Genomic DNA, 18,699 nt, shown 5'->3' with positions numbered 1-18,699 from the left:
ATGGTGTTGTGGGGGGCACTACCTTGAGCCTTATGCGGGTGGCGCTGGGGTAGCACTCAATCTACTGTTTCAAGGTCATGCAAGCCACATCCATATCAACGATGCTGACCCTGCAGTATTTGCATTTTGGGTTTCTGTGACACGACATTCTGAGGAATTGCTAGAGTTATTGGCATCAACTCCCATCACCATTACTGAGTGGTTTAAATGGCGCTCGATACTCCGTGAAGACTGTCAAGCCAGCCTAGTTGAGAAAGGGTTTGCCACGTTGTTTATGAACAGAACCAACCGCTCTGGTATCTTGAAGGCGGGTGTTATTGGGGGGAAGAGTCAGGAAGGAGTCTACAAATTAGATGCCCGCTTCAAGAAGGAAGTCATTGCCGCCCGAATTGCGGAGATCGCAAAGCGTTCGAAGGACATCACGGTGTACAGAGAGGATTCGCTAGCTCTTCTGAAACGTTGTAAAGAGTTTTTGCCAGAAGATTCGCTGATTTATCTTGACCCTCCGTATTACGTCAAAGGTAAGGGGTTGTACCGCAACTATTATGAACATGACGATCATGTTGCAATCGCAAAAACTATTAAGGCCAAAAGTTTCAGGCGGCATTGGGTTGTGTCTTACGACAACGCAGAGGAAATACGTGCCATGTATCAACTCGTCAATACAAAGACATATGGGCTCAACTATACGGCCCAACGGCGCTATGTAGGTAATGAAGTCATGTTTTTTAGCCCAAGCCTAATTGTTCCTGATGTTGGGATTCCTCAGACAAAAGAAGCTGCTTGATCGTGGCGATTTACTAGAGCCTGCTTGTAGCCCTGGTGTCGTTGATAGTTACGCCGCATGTGGGTCTTCTTTTTGCTAAGTTAGAAGCTTACAACGCTCTATCAGATTGCGTACAGACGTTGAATGCCATTTTCCGCCCCGTCTCCCCGGTAAATTCATGTCATTTAATCGCGCCGCAATCTTTGCCAACGTGTCTCCCCTATCTCGCCATTCCAGAACCTGATGAACGTACTTGGACGCGAAGGCATCGGCGTTTTTCTTGCGAACGGTCACTGAAGTGACCCGAGCGGTTGCAAGGTCTGGATTGCCAAGACCTTTGTCACGTGGGGACTTCTTTCTCACCTTCGGCTTTGTGACCTTGGAGCAGACACCAGCCCGTGTACCGGTGAACAGTGGTTCCAGCACGTTGTTAAGATCCGAATGACCAGCAGCGGCCAACGGTACGTTTTGCTGTACTAACAGCGCCAGCATGCCCAGTTGACGCGACAGAGGGTCTGATTCCGCCAAGACAAGCACGGCCTTGTCACTACGGCACTGCCGAACAGCCGCTTCAAACACTTCCCCAGTCTGTCCAAATTCCGTCACGGTTTCGATGAATTCGCGGATTTCGTAAGTATCTCTGAAAGCCAACTTCGGAGAAATTTATGAAGCGTGAAATCAAGAAAGAGTTTGAGATCTGGTTTGCTGGTGCATTTGATGGCATGAAGTCCATCGCCTTTACATTGAACTTCAGGCAGCGTCAGCCGGGCAAGTGGCTGCCAGACGATCTGACTGGGGCATCGGTGTACCACGAGTCTGAGCGTTTGACGGAGCAGCAGGCTCTTGCGACATATAAGCGGTGGTACAACGGCCTATGCCGTAAAGCGCTCGGTGCGAAGGCCGTAGCCCGTAAGAATCGGGCCAAACTTCAACACTTGGTAGTCAAGGAAGGAAAGGTCAGCCGACACGACCAAACAGTGAAGCAATTTCACCTTCATGGCGTGATCGAAGTACCCAAGGGCATACGTGCTGATCATTGGGTCGAAATGTGCGAAGCCGAATGGGTCAGCCTGCCTTGGGCTGATCCCATGAACCACGACTTTACGAAGTACAGGGATGCTGGCTGTATCGAATACATCCTGAAAGATCGCACCAAGGAAGACGTTGAAGACTCGATCCTTCTGGAAATCACTCACTTGAATGACGATGTGATGCGCCGTCTCAAGTCACCAGCGCCTTCTTCGCTCATCTGAAATTCCCCAGCCATAAGTACAGTTACAGGCGCTGTTCAACGGCCTGTCAGGTTTCGCTCTGGTGCCGTCGTATCGACGTATTGGGGGGGCAGGAAGCCGGACATCGACAACGGGAAAGGGAAGGTGGCTACAACGACCACCTATAGATGATCTTGGACGAAAGAAATTGAATTCGGGAAGTGGATGTCCAGTTGAACAGACTGCAAGACGGTTCTAGGTGGATAAAGTTGAGGGGGTTTGCGGGGCAAGACATCTACCAAAGATGTAGGTCGGTATGATCCGAATGAACTGAAGATCATGACCTGAAACGGTCGAAGGACGTCGATCTGAAGGTTCGATCCGCTGATAGGGGCGGATACAGGGATTGAAGGTCACTTTTTATTCTGTTGGTACTTTTGTTGGCATCTTTTGAAAAGTGATTTCTAGAACCTAAGTTCCATGCGGTTCTTTGTTGTTTTTTCGATCCCCGCCAGCCCCTAGAATAGCATTGTTGATTTCTTTTTGGTCAGTCTCCTGCCGTTCTGTAACCGTTGGGGATCTATTGCCGGGGAAGCTGTTGGCAAGCGCAGGTTCACGCCGCATCGCCCTCACCTTGCCTGCTTCAACCGCGAAGCCGCAAGCTTCAGCAGGGGCAGGAATTCCGCGCGTGCCTGTTCCTCTGTGAACTCGCCTGAAATCAAACTCACATTGATGGCTGCGACGATGTGTCCCTGGGCGTCGCGGATCGGAACTGCCAGGCCGCAGATGGATTCGTCGTATTCGGCGTCGGACCATGAATAGCCCTGTTCCCGCACATGGGTGATGATCTTTTGCAACTTTTTCTTGTCCGTGACTGTGTGGGGTGTCAGGGCGGTGAGTTCCGTTGCGTCTAGATAGGCGCCGAATTGTTCTGCTGGCAAGCCGCTGAGCAGCACTCGTCCCATCGAGACGGAATAGGCGGGCAGGCGACTGCCGATCGAGGGGCTGAACGCGAGGATTCGTTTGGTGTGAAAACGCTGGATGTAAACGATGTCGCCGTCATCCAGTACCGAGACCGCACACGATTGCTTGATGCGCGTTCCCAGTTCCTCCAGAACCAATTGCGATTGCCGCCAGAACGGCAATGTGTAGAGATACGTCATCCCGAGACGCAGCACCTTGGGGGTGAGCCAATAGTCCTTGTCGTCGGTCCCCACGAATCCCAGATCGATCAGCGTGAGCAACAGGCGCCGCACCACGGTGCGTGGCAACTGTGCCGCCTCGCTGATCTGTGCCATGTTCTGTCGGCTGGTGGATTGACCCATCACTTCGATGACGCGCAAGCCGCGTGCAAAGGTTCTGACAAAGGATTCGCTCTCTGGTGTTGCCATAAGGGATTTCCCGCGCCGCTGTTGACTCAGGCTGATAAATTGCAAAAATGAACGTACAGCGGACTTAAATGACCGCTAAGCGGACATTCTACAGGATGTTCTTCGCAATTTCAACTGAGCAGGAAGCCATGAAAGAAACAGCGTTCGAGACCGACTTCTGGAAAGACCAGAACCTTCGCAAAATCTGGGACGACATCATTCCAGGTGAACCGCGCAAGACCATTCCGTACACGCTGACCCTGGAAGCCATCCAGAAATACTGCCGTGTGGTCGGGGACATGCATCCTTTGTATTTCGACGAGGAATACGCCCGGAAGTCTCCATATGGCGGTTTGATCGCACCGCCTGCCATTCACATTCTGCTCATGTTTGCATGCACGCCAGCGGATGACTGGATGCGCAGTCCTGGCACGGTCAATGCCGGTCAATCCTGGAGCTACAACCAGCCCGCGCGGCCCGGCGATGTCATCCGGCTGGAAGCGTGTGCGCTGGACAAATTTATCAAGAAGGATCGGCTGTTCGTGGTGCACGACAACGTGTTCTTTAACCAGAACCACGAAGTGATTTGCTCTGGCCGTGGCCAGACCATCCGCCCGCAGTAAGTCCATCATCGGAGATCTGATATGAGTTTTGAAAAATTGAGCGTTGGCTACGAAATCGTCGGTAACCCCTTCTCTCCGACACGCGAAACCATCCGGGACTTCTGTGAGGCGTCTCTGGATTTCAATCCACTGCACCTTGACGACAACTACATGAAGGGTGATTTTGGAAAGACCAATTTCGGCGGAATCATCATGCACGGCATGAACAATTTCGGCGTGATCACCCGCATGCTCACGGACTGGTTATACGAACAGAACGCAGTGCAACGTCGTCTTGAAACGCGCTGGAAGAGCCCGGTCAAGCCGGGCGACACCATTACCCCCAAGGGGAGGATCACGCTCATCAAGACCACCTCGAAAAGCCGATGGGTATGTCTTGACGTGGAGGTTCGAAATCAGCGTGACGAAGTGGTTGCCGTGGGCGAGGCAATGGCAGAGTTCCCGCGCTGAAGCCGTATATCGATATACGAAATACGTGACTAAAGATATAGGAGACTTCGGCGATGGGAATGAAATCTGGATTCGTTAAATGGTCGATGGGATGGCTGGCTTCGTTGGCCGTGGGCGCTGCGTCCGCGCAAGCCTTTCCGACTCAGGCAGTGAAGATCGTGGTTCCGTTCCCGGCTGGAGGAACAACCGACATTCTGGCCCGACAACTGGCCTCGGAGCTGGGGCAGAGGTGGTCGGTTCCGGTGATCGTGGACAACAAGGCGGGCGCGAGCGGAACGATCTTTTCCGAGCAGCTTGCGCGCACCGCGCCAGACGGCTACACGTTGATGTTGACGGCAACGCATCATGTGATCAATCCGGGGCTCTACAAGAATCTGCGGTATGACACCAGGACGGCCTTCACGCCTTTGGCGCAGGTCGCGGTAGTTCCCAGCCTGTTGCTGCTGAATCCGGCCTTGCCCGTGAAGAACGTGCAGGAGCTTATTCAATACGGCAAAGACAATCCCGGGAAACTGAGTTTCGGCTCGGCGGGAACGGGGGCGGTAACCATCTGTCGGGTGAGTTGTTCAAGACCATGACCGGAGTGCAGATGGTGCACGTGCCGTACAAGGGCGCGGCTCCGGCGCTCAACGATTTGCTGGGGGGCACGATACCGGTGATGTTCGATTCGATCACGGGCGTGGTTCAGCATGTGAAGGCCGGAAAACTCAGGGCGCTCGGCGTCACGTCCCTCAAGCGATCCACCGCCGTGCCAGACGTTCCGACGCTCGATGAAGCGGGCGTGAAGGGCTTCGAGGCGAGTTCATGGTTCGGCCTCTACGGCCCTGGACACATGAGGCCCGAGTTGGCCAACAAGATCAACGCTGATGTGCGCGACGTGCTGAACACGCCAAAGATGAAGTCGCTGTACGCAGAGCAGGGTGCCGAGCCTGGCAGCATGACCCAGCCCGAATTCTCGGCATTCGTGAGTGCCGAGATCGACAAGTGGTCCCGGGTCATCAGCACGGCCAATGTGAAGCTGGATTGAGGTGACGGCATGACTTCCACCCACCGACCAAGGGCGCGCTGTCGCATATCCGCGTGCTTGATCTTTCGCGCGTGCTGGCGGGACCATGGGCGACGCAGAATCTGGCCGACCTTGGTGCCGAGGTCATCAAGGTGGAACGTCCCAAGGTCGGCGATGACACACGCGGCTGGGGACCGCCCTGGATACGCGACGATCAAGGCGAGTACACGCACGACTCGACCTATTACGCCGCCGCGAACCGGGGCAAGAAGTCCATCACGGTCGATATGTCAAGCGCCGAAGGACAGCAGATCGTCCGCGAGCTTGCGGCGATTTCGGATGTGGTGGTCGAGAACTACAAGATTGGCGATCTCAAGCGCTATGGATTGGACTACGACAGCCTCAGCGCAATCAATCCGCGCTTGGTCTACTGCTCCATCACCGGTTATGGACAGACCGGGCCGAGCGCCCATAAGCCCGGATACGACTTCGTGTTTCAGGCGCAGGGAGGGCTCATGAGCATTACCGGCGAACGCGACGATCTGCCCGGTGGCGGGCCTCAGAAGGTTGGGATTGCCATCGCGGACGTGATCACCGGCATGTACTCGTCCATTGCCATCCTGGCGGCCCTCAATCATCGCGGCGTATCCGGTCGCGGCCAGTACATCGACATGGCACTTCTCGACTGCCTGGTGGCATTGGGCGGCAATCAGGTGACCGGGTATTTCTCCAGCCACAAGGTACCGTTTCGTTATGGCAACGCACATGCCAGCTTGGTGCCATACCAGGTGTTCGCAACAGCCGACGGGGAAATGGTAGTGGCCGTAGGTAACGACGCGCAATGGCAGAAGTATTGCGAGGCAATCGGTCGCGCGGACCTTGCCGCAGACCAGAACTGGACCAAGGTGACGGGGCGTATCACAGGCCGAGAAACACTGATTCCCGAGCTGGCCAGGACCATGCTCACACGCTCCTCGGCAGACTGGATCGAGCGTCTGGAGGCCTCGGGCGTTCCCTGTGGCCGGATCAACAACTACGAACAGGTATTTGAGGATCCGCAGGTCATTCATCGCGGCTTGCGTGTGGATCTTCCGACCGAAGATGGTGGCACGGTTTCCACCATCGCGAGTCCGCTTCGGCTGATGGGAACTCCGGTGCAATACGAGCGCGCACCGCCGAAGCTGGGCAGCAGCACAGAAGCGCTGCTCAAGCAACTCTTGGGCAAATCGGATGAAGACATCGCCGCTTATCGCGCGACACATGTCATCTGAATGCGAAGCGTTGCCCGATGACAAATGGATCCAGCAAACCTTTAGCCGACAGATGGAGAACGTACCCATGACGCAAACGAGACGACTGATACTGGCCTTGGGTGGCTTGGCACTCTGTGGGTCCACTTCGACATTTGCGCAGGGCTATCCCCACAAGCCGGTCAAGGTGGTCATGCCGTGGAACGACGGCTTTCCGGCTAATTCAACGCGCCTGTTTTCGCAGGAACTGGCGGCGCACTACAAACAGGCCTTCGTGGTTGAACCGAAACCGGGCGCAGGCGGTGAAGTCGCGGCCAAACAGGTAATGGCAGCGCCTGCGGACGGCTATACGCTGTTGGTGACCGGCTCCTCGATCACCATCCGTGCGGCGACCGACGACAAGAATGCCGATGGCCTGCGTGATCTCCAGCCGATTGCCCAGATCACGACCACGCCCTACGTCATCGTTGCCAAGGCCGGGAAGTTCAAGACATTCAAGAATTTGCTGGCGCAGGCCAAGGCCAGTCAGAGCCGAATCAACTTCGCGTCTGCCGGAGTGGGTACCGGCATGCACTATCTGGGCGAGCTGATCAATCTCAGCGCGGGCGTGCAGATGGTGCATGTGCCCTACAACACCGGGTCCAAACAGTTGGCGGCGGTGATGGGAGGTGATGTCGACATCGCGATCATTTCGCTGGTGACGGCGTGGCCCCACATCACGGCTGGAACCATGGAGGCACTGGCGGTCAGTTCCGCAGAGCGCAGCGCGGTGGCCACCAACGTGCCAACCCTGCATGAATCGGGATTCAAGGATATCCCGGCGATTGGTGCCTGGATTGCGGTGTTCGGGCCGAGGAATCTCGATCCGGCCATCGTGAAGAGTCTGTCGGAAAAGATCACCGCAATCGCCAAGGCTGCAGGCACGCAGGAGACGGTCAAGGGCTGGGCCGCGGAATTGCCTGACACCAGTACCGCAGCGCTCGCAAATGTGTTGCGGACCGAAACCAGTTTCTGGAAAAAATTGATCAAAGAGCGCAATTTGCCCGTCGCCGATTGAGGCAGGAGCCGAACCTTCTGAAAAGGGACCCCAAGCCATGGACCACAAGCTTTCCTCGCTCTCGGATGACATCGTCCAGCCGGAGCAATTGCTCGACCACCCCCATTCCAATCGGCTGTTCATCGATGTTCGTCTGGGCGAGCCCGCCGACGAGTTCAAGGACTACCGGGACGCCCATATTCTGGGTGCCGTGCACGCCCAGATTCGGGAAGTGTTTGCCGCACCGCCCACGCCAGCGTCTGGGAATCTTCCACTGCCTGAGATCGCTTTGCTTGAGCGCCAGCTCAGGGCCTGGGGCGTGAACGAAGACACTGAAATCGTGGTCTATGGTCCGTCCATGGCACTGGCGGCTCGAGCCTGGTGGGTGCTGCGCTGGGCTGGGCTCGAGAACGTCAGGGTACTGGATGGTGGAATCAAGGCATGGGCTCATCAGGGAGGCCCGTTAGCGCAGGGCGAAACGTACCGTGAGCCGAACGATGAAGCTCTGCGGTTGCGCCTGCAATCAGGGAGCCTGCCGCAGTCGTTGGTGACCGACGTGGAGACCCTGGGAGACGACGCCCTGCTGATCGATGCGCGAGATGAGAACGCGTTTCTCGCAGGGAGCATTCCAGGTGCCCGCAATCTGCCGGCTTCTGAACAGTGGACGCCTGTCGGCAATCTGCGAACCGTCGCGGAGATCGAAAAGCTGTACGACGATGTGGGCGTTCGCGAGGGCAAGGATGTCGTGGTCTATTGCGGTGGCGGCGTGCTCTCCGCGCTGGCGGTGTTGACGCTGCGGGCGCTGGGACATCGCCCTCTGCTTTACGTGGGCTCGTGGTCCGAGTGGAGCAAGAGCCCTGAACGCATGGCCCGAAGCGCAGGGGAAAGGGCTTTGTCATGACACAGCACTCGAGGCACCGCGCGGCCGATCATTTTGACGTGGTGGTGTGTGGCGGCGGTCCCGTGGGACTGGTCACGGCGTTTCTTCTCGGGCGCGAAGGCCTGAACGTTGCCTTGTTTGAGAAGCGGCCTGGCACCACGACGCTGCCCAAAGGTCAGTACCTGCACGCTTCCACCGCCGAGTTTTTCCGTCAATGGGGCGTCTGGGATCTGCTTCGGGATGCGGGTTGGGAAACCGAAGCGGCCAATGGCCAGGGCTTCTATGTGAACGTCGCCAATGGCCCTGTCGCAGCCATAAGGGCCATCGACGGGACACATGAAGAGTATGAAGCGAAGTGGGCGCAGTACAGCCCAGTCTATCCGCGCAAGGTTCCCGCCTCAGACTACGAGGCTGCCATCTGCCGCCGCGCCGAGTCTTACCCAGCACCTCCTTGCACTTCAACGCACGGGTCACGGACATCGAGCAGTTCGACACAGGGGTTCACCTGAGAGTGGAAGACATGCAGTCGCACACCATCAAGGAAGTCACCGCGCGCTATGTGGTGGCGTGCGATGGAGCGCACAGCTTTGTGCGTTCGCGGCTGGGACGCGGACAGGATCATGGGCCAACCTTCGGCAATCAGGTTCTGGTGGAGTTCCGCGCGGATCTGGACGACACCCTTGGCAAGGATGGCTTCTTTCACTCATTTGTGCTGCACCCGCGATATGCGGGATGGTTCGGCAGCAAGCATCCGGACAATGGCCTGTGGCGATACAGCTTCCGGCATGACGAGGACACGCCGCCCGTGCATGAAGTGCTGCTCGAGCGCATACGAGGCGCGTTGGGCATGCCCGACCTGCCGATCGAGATTTTTCAGACCTACCGCTTTGACTACAGCACCGGTCTGCTGCGCCACTGGCGCGAACAACGGGTACTGTTTGCGGGCGATGCCGCACATTGGCATTCGCCTTGGGGTGGATTCGGCATGAATTCGGGTATCCAGGACGCCAACAATTTGGCCTGGAAGCTGGCACTGGTTCTCAAAGGCAAGGCGGGCGACTCGCTACTGGACACGTTTGAGACCGAACGAAAATCCAAGGCGCGCATCACCGTCAAATCGGCAACCTACAATTCTCTGCACTATCAGGCCATCGCCGAGGCAGCGCGCGTGGGTGAGGGGGCATTGTTCGCCAAGGGGCGGATTTCTGCCGAGGCAGAACTGTTTCTGAAACAGCGAACCGCCCCGCATGGCGACAACGCGGTGCTGCATACGGGTTATCAACTGGGAACTGTCTACCATTCTCAGGCGGTGGTTCCCAATGGCGAGAAGGCCCCGGTTCCTGAACTGGTCGAATATGTCGAATCCACCGTTCCCGGCGTACGCGCGCCGCATGCATGGCTGGAGGATTCGTCTGGAAAGCGCGTTTCCACCATCGATCTGTGGGGACGTCGCTTTGTGCTGATCGGCCACGAACTTCAGGAACCATGGCGCGAAGCGGTCAGGCAGGTGAGCGAGATGCTGGACATTGAAATCGCCGCAATCTCGGTGGGAGAGCAGGGCGCTTACCATGCCATGGATTCAAAGTTCGAAAATTTGTATGAAGTACAAAAGGGTGACGCGGTGTTGATAAGACCTGATGGCTTTGTCGCGGCGAAGCTGAGTGCTTCGCATGCGAGATCAGCGTCTCATGAACTCGGGCGAGTCCTCAGTGGCATTCTCGGCGTCACCGGACGTATGGAAATGTCGGCAGCCGACGCGGTGGCTTGACAGGGCATTCGTTCCGGTGACCGGCCCCTGGTTGTCTACGCCAGAGTGCGCCATCGGTGCTTCAAGACGAACATGTTGCAATTCACAACCTGTTCGACACGGAGCCAGAGAAATAATGCGCTTCACCCGAGGCCAATAGATAGACCTCGCAAGGAGACTTTATGCAGAAGCTTCACAGCAACACGGTCGCGAGGCGGCTCGCGTTGGTGGCGTTGGCCCTGGCGGGGCATTCGGTCGCGTTCGCTCATCACGGTTGGTCGTGGGCGGATGGGGAGCAGACAACGCTGGAGGGCTCGATCGAGTCGATCTCGATGGCGCCGCCGCATCCGAAATTGCGGGTCAGGAATCAGGTCGGGCAGTCGTGGCAGGTGGATCTCGGGAATCCTTCGCAGACCGAGCGCTCGGGCTTCACGGGGCAGACGGCCAAGGTGGGGGATCGCATCACGGTGCTGGGCAATCGGGCGCAGGATCACACGATGCTGCACATGAAGGCGGTGCGCATCACCCTGGATGGCAAGCGGTACGACATGTATCCCGAGCGCATCAAGGAGTGATGGAGTGGGTTCGGACGGCAATGGCGTTCGCGCTTGACCTCATCGCCGCATGGCCCGGGGCGCGCTGGCTGCAGCAGTCGGGGGTGGCCTATCTTTTCGTGAATGCGGCGCATATTCTGGGGCTGGCGCTGTTGGTAGGGGCGGTGTTCACGCTGGATTTCCTGATCCTCGGGCGCATGGGCGACGCGGCGTTGCTGCCTGCGCTGGCCGCCAGGCTGTCGCGAACGGCTGGCTGCGGGCTGGTGCTCGCGCTGGTGACGGGCGTGTGGCTGTTTTCTGTGCGCCCGCATGACTACCTGGGCAACATCGCTTTTCTTTGCAAGCTTGCATTGCTGTTGATCGCCCTGACGAATGTGGTTTGGCAACACCGCAGCGCGGGTTGGGTGCGGATGGTGGCGGGTCACGGCATTGCGCCAGCGGTTCGCGTGCGCGCCCTTTTTTCGTTGCTGCTGTGGTGCGCGGTGTTGCTCGCGGGCAGGTGGATCGGCTTTCTCTGAGCGGCAGGCGTCGGGGTTCTGCTATCGTCGAACAAATAAAGTAGGAGACAGGCCCATGGCGCAGCAACAGCACACCCCCACCACACCACCGACCGACAAGGTCGCGGCAATCACGGGCGGTGGTTCGGGCATTGGCGCTGCGGTGGCCGAGCAGCTTGCGCAGGCGGGATACCGGGTCGCGGTGCTCGACATCCAGATCGACAATGCGCGTGCCGTGGCGCAGCGGCTCCATGCGCAGCGCCCGGATGGCGCGGTGGCGCTCGCCATCGATGTGAGCAGTCCGCAGTCGGTGGATGAGGCCTTCGGCGCGCTGGAGCAGCATTTCGGCAAGGCTGCGGACGTGCTGGTCAACAGCGCGGGCATCATGCCGGTCGCGGCCGTCATGGAGTGCTCCTGGGAGATGTTCCGCAAGGCGATGGACGTGAACGTGGGCGGGACGTTTCTGTGCTCGCAGCGTGCGGCGCGCGGGATGATCGCGCAGCGCTTCGGTCGCATCGTGAACCTGGCTTCGATCAGCTCGGAGCGTGCGGGTGTGGGGCGCGTGGCCTATGGCACGTCGAAGACGGCGATCACCGGGCTGACGCGCCAGTTCGCGATGGAGCTTGGCAGCCATGGCATCACCGTCAACGCGGTGGCGCCCGGGCCGGTGCTTACGCCGATGACCGAGAGGAACTACACGCCCGAGACACGCGCCGCCTTCGAGGCCACGATTCCCGCGAGGCGCATGGGCGTGACGAACGAGATCGCCAATGCCATCGTCTACCTGTGCAGCGACGGTGCGGCGTATGTGAACGGCGTGTTTTTGCCCGTGGATGGTGGTTATCTGGCTGCGGGCGTGGGCACCACGGCGGGCATCAAGGCCTGACGCTCGCGCGGTTCAGCGCGCCTCGCCGTTGACGAACACGCGCAGCTCGCCGCTCTGGAATGCGGTCCATTGTTCGTTCGTCGTGAGCGGCGCGGTCACGACGACGGCAACCTTGTCGTCGGGCGTGGTCTCGGAGGCGAAATTCACCTTGAGGTCTTCGTCGCACAACTGCGCATGGGCGAACGGATGCCTGCGCTCGACGTAGTACAGGTGAGTGGATGCGTGGGCCCACAGCGCCTGGCCGTTCGAGAGCAGGAAGTTGAACGTGCCGTGCCGGGCGATGCGCGGCGAAAGTTCGCGCAGCGTGATGGTGAGTTCGTCGATGCTCGGCATGCGGGCGTGCGACTTGGAGAGTTCCTGCATGATCCAGCAAAACGCCTGCTCGCTGTCGGTGCTGCCCACGGGCTGGAAGTGGCTGTGCAGATTGGGCCTGAAATCCTTCAGGTCGCCGTTGTGCGCAAACACCCAGTAGTGGCCCCAGAGTTCGCGCACGAACGGGTGGCAGTTCTCCAGACTCACGACGCCCTGCGTGGCCTTGCGGATGTGCGCGATGACGTTCTTGCTGCGGATCGGATACTCGCGGATCAGCTTGGCGACCGGCGAATCGATGGCGCGTTCGTGGTCCACGAAATGGCGCAGTCCCTTGTCTTCGAAGAACGCAATGCCCCAGCCATCGGTGTGATCACCGGTGTTGCCCGCGCGCTGGGTGAACCCGAGAAACTGAAGCGCACGTCAGTCGGGGTGTTGCAGTTCATTCCTAAGAGCTGGCACATGCGTTGAAGGCTTTCGCGTTTCGGGAGGATACGGGGATTCTGCCCGACGGGTGGCTGCCATAGTACAAAACGCGGACCATCACTCGCTTTTGTCCGGCGGTGGATGCGGCGAGCGCAACCGTGTGGCGGCTGCAAGTGCCACCAGGCACAGCGCGGTCAACAGCACGAAGCACTCGTGAAACGCGATCAGGTGTGCGGCCTTGATGCCGAGCGCGGGGTCGGCCTCGTGCACCTCCATGCGCCACTGCAGCACGATGCCGAACAGGCCCACGCCCGCCGCGCCGCCAAGCATGCGGATGAAGCTGATGGTGCTCGAGCCCTGCGCGATCAGTGATTTGTCGAGCGGACGCATGGCACCCAGATTCAGACTCGGCAGGATGAAGCCAAGGCCGATGCGTCCCACGGCGATGAAGGCGGCCAGCAGCCACAGCGCCGTGCCCGAACCCACGAAGATCATCAGCGCAAACGACAGCGCCAGCAGGCCCAGGCCGATGCTCACCAGCCAGTGCGTCGGCTGTTTGTCGGCCAGACGCCCGACGACGGGAAACGTCAGCGCCAGCACCAGTCCGGCGGGCAGCAGCAGGTTCCCGGCGTAGCTCGCCGACAGGCCGATGCCCATCTGCATGAACAGCGGCAGCAGATAGGTCGAGCCGAACATTGCCGTGCCATAGACGGCCGAGACGATGCAGCCCATCACGAACGGGCGGCAGCGAAACAGGCGCAGGTCCATGAGAGGTCTGCGTCCACGCGCGAGCATCCGCTTTTGCCAGAACACGAACGCCACGAGCATCAGCACCGCGAGCGCGAGCAGCACCAGCGCCGGGCCGCGTGGTTCCTGGTGCAGTTGCGCCATGCCGTTGAGCAGGCACAGCGTGCCGCCCGCGCCGAAGGTAAGGCCGATCCAGTCGAGCCCCGCAGCGTTCTCGCCGACGCTGGCCCCACCGGGCGAGGAGTGCGGAACGAACTTGAGTCCGAGCCACAGCGAGAGCAGCGTGACCGGCACGACCATGAAGAAGGTGCTGCGCCAGCCGAGCAGATCGGTCAGCACGCCGCCGAGCGCCGGGGCAATCGCAGGCGCGAGCACCACGCCCATGCCGAAGAGCCCGCCCGCGCGCCCCTGCTCGTGTGGCTTGAAGGCATGCAGGATGATGACCGCGGGAATCGGCTGGATGATGCCGGCCGCCATGCCTTCGGCCACACGCGAGGCCAGCACTAGCGGGAATTGCACGGCCACGCCACCCATGATCGCGCCGATCATGAGCAGCAACACCGCGCCCATATAGGTTGCGCGGTAGCCGAATCGGGTGAGCAGCCAGGGCGTGGTCAGCATCGACACGGTGGACGCGACCATGAAGCCCGAGGTGATCCATTGCGCGCGGGCCTGACCGAGCCCGAAATAGGCGCTCATCGCCGGAATGGCCACGTTCACGCTGGTCGATGGGATCAGCGAGGCGATGGTGCCCGTGAGCACCGACAACAGCAGAAGCCAGCGGTAGCGTTCGCCATAGCGTTCCCGCAACGCACCGACCGAAGCAGAGCCACTGAAGGTGGCCTGCATGAAACCTCTCATGTCACTGTCGGTCGAGCCAGAGCTTGCCGCCGGTGGCCCAGTTTTCGCGCTTGACGTCGGTGATCAGGATGTCCACGGATTCGGGCGAGCCGCCCAGCACCTCGACGCTCACGCGCGTGATTTCTTCGGCAAGCTTGCGCTTTTGTTCGACCGTGCGGCCTTCCATCATTTCGACGTGGTAGGTGGGCATTTCTGGATCCTTTGCAGAAGTGAAAAACGAGGCCGAATCATATCGGTTGCGAGTGACATGGGCAGGCCGGGCCATACGGCGAGGCAGGCCAGGCGCGACTCAGGCCGATGTCGTCACTGGCCTTGCGCATTGAGGGCAGATGCAGCTTTTGCCCTGTTGCTCGTCGGGCACGCGTGCAAGAGCCTCGGGCGATATGGACTCTTTCATGCACCAGCAACTCTCGGGAGGATAGCCTGCGACAATCGCGCACTCATTGGCCTGACCGCACAGCGGGCAGTGGCTGGTGTCGGAGGCTTCGTGTTCAACGGGGCTCATGGGGTACTTTCGGGTCACAGTGTATCGACTCGGAGTGCCGAATTCACCAAAGCATCTCGAATGATCTTCTACGCCAGTCTGATCGTATTGCCCGTCGCCCTGTGGCTGTGGTGGCCTTTGCTCCAGCGCGAGCGTCGCGGCGCGTTCTGGCTGGCATTTGTCATCACCGCGCTGCTCGGGGCCATGCCAGCGGCGCTGATCTGGGTGATGCGCAACACCCAGATCAGCTATTTCGTGATCGCCCACCTTCAGGTAGTGGCGGGCTGGATGTTTTCGGCGCTGATGCTGGCCTTTTTGCTGGCCGTGCTGCGTGACGTGGTCGGCCTGCTCGGCGTATTCACCCCGCATTCACGCCGACTGTTCACCGCCGTGATCGTGGCCGTGGCGCTGCTGGTGACGGGCTTTGGCGTGACGCAGGCGCTCAAGGTCCCGAGGTGCGCGAGCAGGAAATAGCGCTTGCCGGCCTGCCCGCCGAACTCGACGGCCTGCGGGTGGCGGTGATCGCGGATATCCATGCGAGTCCGATCAACGACGTGCATTACGTGCAGGGCATCGTCAACCGCACGCTGGCGGCAAAGCCCGATCTGGTGGTGTTGCCGGGTGACATGGTCGATGGCGATGCCGGTACGCAGGCGGGCAATATTGCGCCGCTGTCGCAATTGCGCGCGAAATACGGCGTGTTCTCGGCACCGGGCAATCATGAGTATTACAGCGGCTACAACGCCTGGGCGCGCGTCTACCGGTCGCTGAACCTCGGCTATCTGGAAAACCAGACCCGGCGCGTGACGATCAAGGGCCGCACGCTTGCGATCTCGGGAATCGGTGATCCGGCCTATGGGCGGCTGTCGCAACAGAACTCCGATCCGGGCATGCCCGAGGGCCTGCCGCCCGACATCGAGGCCGTCAGGGCCCAGGCCAGGGGCGCGGACTTTCATCTCCTGCTCGCGCACCAGCCCAAGCTCGCGCATGAAAACGCGGCGCATGGCGTTGGCCTCCAGATTTCGGGCCATACCCATGGCGGGCACGTGCTCGGCATGGATCGCTGGCTGGTCGCGCCGGTCAACAATGGCTTTGTACGCGGCGCGTACGACGTGGATCGCATGAAGCTCTTCGTGAGCAACGGCGCGGGTCTCTGGGCGGGCTTTGCGGTGCGGCTCGGCGTGCCGTCGAGCATCGACGTGCTGGTGCTGCGCAGGGCGAGCAATTGACACTTGTTTTGGTAAGAATGGTTTGAATTTGCCAAGGTTTTTCCGATCTGCAGCACGCCATATCGGAGGATGTCGGCCAATGAAAGTTGCAACCAGCGTTTTACGCTCTATTGCCTGCACATACGGTCTTTCCCGGGATTTTCGATAGAGTCGGATCAATGTCCATATTTTCTCAATCGATTTCCAGCCGCCATTTTTCGCGTCGCGACTGGTTGCGGGTGACAGGCATCACTGCCGCTGGCGGTGCCCTGGCGCTGGCGGGTTGCAAGAGCACGCAGATGGTCGGCGGCACCTTCCTGCAACCCTGGCAGGAACATATGGACTGGAAACCGGAGCGCTGGCGCAGCGTCCTTACCGGCATGGTGGAACTCGGATGCGATTCGCTGTTCCTGCAATGGGTGGGCATCGAGGGCGAGGCGTCCCGGACCTGGGAGGCGCGTGGCCGCATGTTGCAGACGCTGCTGGACGAAGCCGGCAAGGTCGGTCTTGGCGTGAACATCGGCCTGCCCTACAACGAGCGCTGGTGGGATGAAATCGACAAATCCGACATCAACGAGGTGTCGGGCTACATGCAGTCCATCGGCAGGAACTCCATCGACTACATGCGCTCGGTCACGTGGCAAAAGCACCCGGCGTTCGAGGGCTGGTACATCCCGTACGAGATCGAGCAGTACCACTGGGGCCCGGCGCAACGGCGCGAGCTGCTTGCGCAATGGCTCAAGCCGTTGTCCGAGGTGGCGATCGAGACCAGCGGCCATGAACCCGCGATCTCCACGTATTACAGCGAAATGGCGAGTCCCGAACTGCTGGCGCAACTGTGGAGCCATCTGCTCGACCGGGTTCGGGTCCGTCCGATGATTCAGGACGGTGTCGGGGTTCACGGCATGAACAACTATGCCAATCTGGAGCCCTTGCATCAAATGCTGCTCAAGCGCGCTGCCCCGTTCGATCTGGTCGTCGAACTGTTCGAGCGCCTGCCGGCCACCGCCAATATGCGGGGCCAGTTCCAGGCGCGCACGGCGGCTGTCACGCGGCTGCGCGATCAATGGAAGGTGGCGCAGGGCTACGGCGCTCAGCGCGTCGTCGCGTTTGCGCTCGAGCCATGGGCCTCGCAGAACACGCCCGAAGGCGTTGCGCTGCGCAGCGTCTGGAAGCTCGATCGCGCGGTGGAACTCAAACAGCAGGCACCGACGCGCTGAAACGTCGGTCAGATGCGCTTGCCGATGATGTCGCGCATGATCTCGCTCGTGCCGCCGAGGATGCGCAGCGCGCGCGCATCGGTCCACGCGCGGCCGATGCCGTATTCGGCCATGTAGCCGTAACCACCGAACATCTGCAGCAGGTCGTCGAGGATGCGGCCCTGCAGTTCCGTGGCGTTCAGCTTGGCGATGGCGGCGGTGACCGGGTCGAGTTCAAGGCGCATGTGTCTGGCCAGGCAATCGTCGAGAAACACGCGCAGCATGGTGGTCTGCGCAATCGCATCGGCGAGCTTGAAGCGCGCGTTCTGGAAATCCACGATGCGGCGGCCAAATGCCTTGCGTTGTTTCACGTAGTCGGCGGTGGCGTCGATCATGCCTTCGAGACTCGCGGCGGCGCGCAGCGCAATGGCGAGCCGCTCCTGCGCGAGTTCGGCGGTGGCGTGTTCGAATGCCGCGTTTTCCGCGCCCAGACGGTTCTCAAGCGGCAGTTGCACGTCGTTGAAAAAAAGCTCGCTGGTGTCCTGCGCATGCTGCCCGATCTTGCGAAGCGGCGCGCCCGAGGTGAAGCCGGCCATGCCGCGTTCCACCACGAACAGCGAGAGCCCGCGCGCGCCAAGTTCGGGCGCCGTGCTTGCGAGCACGATCACGATGTCGGCGTTCGCACCATTGGTGATGAAGGTCTTCACTCCGCTGAGCACATAGTGGTCGTGCTCGCGGCGGGCGCGCGTGCGGATCGCCTTGAGGTCACTGCCCGCGTCGGGCTCCGTCATGGCAATGGCGCCAATCCATTCGCCCGAGGTCATGCGTGGCAGCCAGCGGTCCTTTTGCTCGCGCGTGCCCAGATGCAGGATGTAGGGAGCGACCATGTCCGAGTGGATCGAAAAACCGATGCCCAGACAGTTGGCGCGCGCGATGGTTTCGAGCACCACAGCCGCATGGCCGAAATCGCCGTCATGTCCCCAGGGTGCGGGAATCGCGCAGTTGAGCAGGCCGTTCGCACCGGCCTTGCGCCACAGTTCGCGCGGCGTCACGCCCATGTCTTCCCACTGCGCGTAGAACGGCAGAATTTCCTGCGCCACGAAACGCTGCACCTGTGCGCGCAGCATTTCATGGTCGTCACGAAAGACGGGGCGAGACGCTTGCATGGCTGAGCTGAGTCCCAAAGAGG

General features: G+C 60.0%; 20 protein-coding genes and 3 pseudogenes. 16 read left to right on the top strand and 7 right to left on the bottom strand.

What is annotated here, in order from left to right:
• The first annotated feature begins 64 nt into the window (after positions 1-64).
• Complete coding sequence (locus H9K75_RS11460; protein WP_226858720.1) at positions 65-787, top strand: DNA adenine methylase; 723 nt, start codon at positions 65-67, stop codon at positions 785-787.
• Positions 788-862: 75 nt separating this feature from the next.
• Here the strand turns inward: H9K75_RS11460 and H9K75_RS11455 are convergent, their stop codons facing one another.
• Complete coding sequence (locus tag H9K75_RS11455; protein ID WP_187725833.1) at positions 863-1,417, bottom strand: recombinase family protein; 555 nt, start codon at positions 1,415-1,417, stop codon at positions 863-865.
• Positions 1,418-1,431: 14 nt separating this feature from the next.
• Between H9K75_RS11455 and H9K75_RS11450 the strand changes: the two genes are divergently transcribed.
• Positions 1,432-2,019, top strand: a complete 588-nt coding sequence (locus H9K75_RS11450; RefSeq protein WP_187725832.1) for a hypothetical protein — start codon at positions 1,432-1,434, stop codon at positions 2,017-2,019.
• A gap of 587 nt (positions 2,020-2,606) precedes the next feature.
• Here the strand turns inward: H9K75_RS11450 and H9K75_RS11445 are convergent.
• On the bottom strand, positions 2,607-3,413 hold the full coding sequence (locus H9K75_RS11445) for an IclR family transcriptional regulator domain-containing protein (protein ID WP_226858661.1): 807 nt from the start codon (positions 3,411-3,413) through the stop codon (positions 2,607-2,609).
• A gap of 50 nt (positions 3,414-3,463) precedes the next feature.
• Between H9K75_RS11445 and H9K75_RS11440 the strand changes: the two genes are divergently transcribed.
• From H9K75_RS11440 to H9K75_RS11390, 11 genes and pseudogenes are all read left to right on the top strand, one after another.
• Positions 3,464-3,970: a MaoC family dehydratase gene (locus H9K75_RS11440; RefSeq protein WP_226858660.1), complete on the top strand. Its 507-nt coding sequence runs from the start codon at positions 3,464-3,466 to the stop codon at positions 3,968-3,970.
• Positions 3,971-3,991: 21 nt separating this feature from the next.
• Positions 3,992-4,420, top strand: a complete 429-nt coding sequence (locus tag H9K75_RS11435; protein ID WP_187725831.1) for a MaoC family dehydratase — start codon at positions 3,992-3,994, stop codon at positions 4,418-4,420.
• Between the two features lie 53 nt (positions 4,421-4,473).
• Positions 4,474-5,447: pseudogene (locus H9K75_RS25525) on the top strand (Bug family tripartite tricarboxylate transporter substrate binding protein).
• 53 nt (positions 5,448-5,500) lie between these two features.
• Positions 5,501-6,697: a CaiB/BaiF CoA transferase family protein gene (locus H9K75_RS11425; protein ID WP_264294015.1), complete on the top strand. Its 1,197-nt coding sequence runs from the start codon at positions 5,501-5,503 to the stop codon at positions 6,695-6,697.
• A 67-nt stretch (positions 6,698-6,764) separates the two neighbouring features.
• Entirely contained in the window at positions 6,765-7,733 is a 969-nt protein-coding gene (locus H9K75_RS11420; protein ID WP_187725830.1) for a tripartite tricarboxylate transporter substrate binding protein, read from the top strand.
• A gap of 37 nt (positions 7,734-7,770) precedes the next feature.
• Positions 7,771-8,613: a sulfurtransferase gene (locus H9K75_RS11415; RefSeq protein WP_187725829.1), complete on the top strand. Its 843-nt coding sequence runs from the start codon at positions 7,771-7,773 to the stop codon at positions 8,611-8,613.
• A pseudogene (locus H9K75_RS25520) lies at positions 8,610-9,649 on the top strand (FAD-dependent monooxygenase); the annotation flags it as partial. The gene H9K75_RS11415 and the pseudogene H9K75_RS25520, both read left to right, overlap by 4 nt.
• A 111-nt stretch (positions 9,650-9,760) precedes the next feature.
• Positions 9,761-10,360: an aromatic-ring hydroxylase C-terminal domain-containing protein gene (locus H9K75_RS25515; RefSeq protein WP_404826439.1), complete on the top strand. Its 600-nt coding sequence runs from the start codon at positions 9,761-9,763 to the stop codon at positions 10,358-10,360.
• A gap of 161 nt (positions 10,361-10,521) precedes the next feature.
• Positions 10,522-10,914: a DUF6152 family protein gene (locus H9K75_RS11400; protein ID WP_187725827.1), complete on the top strand. Its 393-nt coding sequence runs from the start codon at positions 10,522-10,524 to the stop codon at positions 10,912-10,914.
• A 20-nt stretch (positions 10,915-10,934) separates the two neighbouring features.
• On the top strand, positions 10,935-11,411 hold the full coding sequence (locus tag H9K75_RS11395) for a DUF6644 family protein (protein ID WP_187725826.1): 477 nt from the start codon (positions 10,935-10,937) through the stop codon (positions 11,409-11,411).
• Positions 11,412-11,466: 55 nt separating this feature from the next.
• On the top strand, positions 11,467-12,276 hold the full coding sequence (locus tag H9K75_RS11390; protein WP_187725825.1) for an SDR family NAD(P)-dependent oxidoreductase: 810 nt from the start codon (positions 11,467-11,469) through the stop codon (positions 12,274-12,276).
• A 12-nt stretch (positions 12,277-12,288) separates the two neighbouring features.
• On the opposite strand, the pseudogene H9K75_RS11385 reads toward H9K75_RS11390, so the two are convergent.
• The 4 genes and pseudogenes from H9K75_RS11385 to H9K75_RS11370 all read right to left on the bottom strand — a co-directional run bounded on the left by H9K75_RS11385 (position 12,289) and on the right by H9K75_RS11370 (position 15,124).
• A pseudogene (locus tag H9K75_RS11385) lies at positions 12,289-13,049 on the bottom strand (class II glutamine amidotransferase).
• 79 nt (positions 13,050-13,128) lie between these two features.
• Positions 13,129-14,607 carry a DHA2 family efflux MFS transporter permease subunit gene (locus H9K75_RS11380; protein ID WP_187725824.1) on the bottom strand — a complete coding sequence of 493 codons (1,479 nt, stop codon included), beginning with the start codon at positions 14,605-14,607 and terminating at the stop codon, positions 13,129-13,131.
• 13 nt (positions 14,608-14,620) lie between these two features.
• Positions 14,621-14,809 (bottom strand): 4-oxalocrotonate tautomerase, encoded by a 189-nt coding sequence (locus H9K75_RS11375; protein ID WP_187725823.1) that lies wholly within the window; start codon positions 14,807-14,809, stop codon positions 14,621-14,623.
• A 99-nt stretch (positions 14,810-14,908) separates the two neighbouring features.
• Positions 14,909-15,124 carry a cysteine-rich CWC family protein gene (locus tag H9K75_RS11370; RefSeq protein WP_187725822.1) on the bottom strand — a complete coding sequence of 72 codons (216 nt, stop codon included), beginning with the start codon at positions 15,122-15,124 and terminating at the stop codon, positions 14,909-14,911.
• 60 nt (positions 15,125-15,184) lie between these two features.
• On the opposite strand from H9K75_RS11370, the gene H9K75_RS23890 reads away from it, so the two are divergent.
• From H9K75_RS23890 to H9K75_RS11360, 3 genes are all read left to right on the top strand, one after another.
• A complete protein-coding gene (locus H9K75_RS23890) occupies positions 15,185-15,577 on the top strand; it encodes a hypothetical protein (protein WP_226858658.1) in 393 nt (130 codons plus the stop codon).
• Entirely contained in the window at positions 15,559-16,332 is a 774-nt protein-coding gene (locus tag H9K75_RS11365) for a metallophosphoesterase (RefSeq protein ID WP_226858657.1), read from the top strand. Before H9K75_RS23890 ends, H9K75_RS11365 begins: the two co-directional genes overlap by 19 nt.
• A gap of 158 nt (positions 16,333-16,490) precedes the next feature.
• On the top strand, positions 16,491-17,531 hold the full coding sequence (locus tag H9K75_RS11360) for a DUF4434 domain-containing protein (protein ID WP_187725821.1): 1,041 nt from the start codon (positions 16,491-16,493) through the stop codon (positions 17,529-17,531).
• Positions 17,532-17,539: 8 nt separating this feature from the next.
• Here H9K75_RS11360 and H9K75_RS11355 read toward each other — a convergent pair whose 3' ends face one another.
• Positions 17,540-18,676 carry an acyl-CoA dehydrogenase family protein gene (locus H9K75_RS11355; protein WP_187725820.1) on the bottom strand — a complete coding sequence of 379 codons (1,137 nt, stop codon included), beginning with the start codon at positions 18,674-18,676 and terminating at the stop codon, positions 17,540-17,542.
• Positions 18,677-18,699 lie beyond the last annotated feature (23 nt).

The organism is Diaphorobacter aerolatus, assembly GCF_014489535.1.
GTDB classification, from domain to species: Bacteria; Pseudomonadota; Gammaproteobacteria; order Burkholderiales; family Burkholderiaceae_C; genus Diaphorobacter_A; species Diaphorobacter_A aerolatus.
Note: the sequence above shows the minus strand (reverse complement) of the source record. Positions and strands in the feature narration are given on the sequence as shown.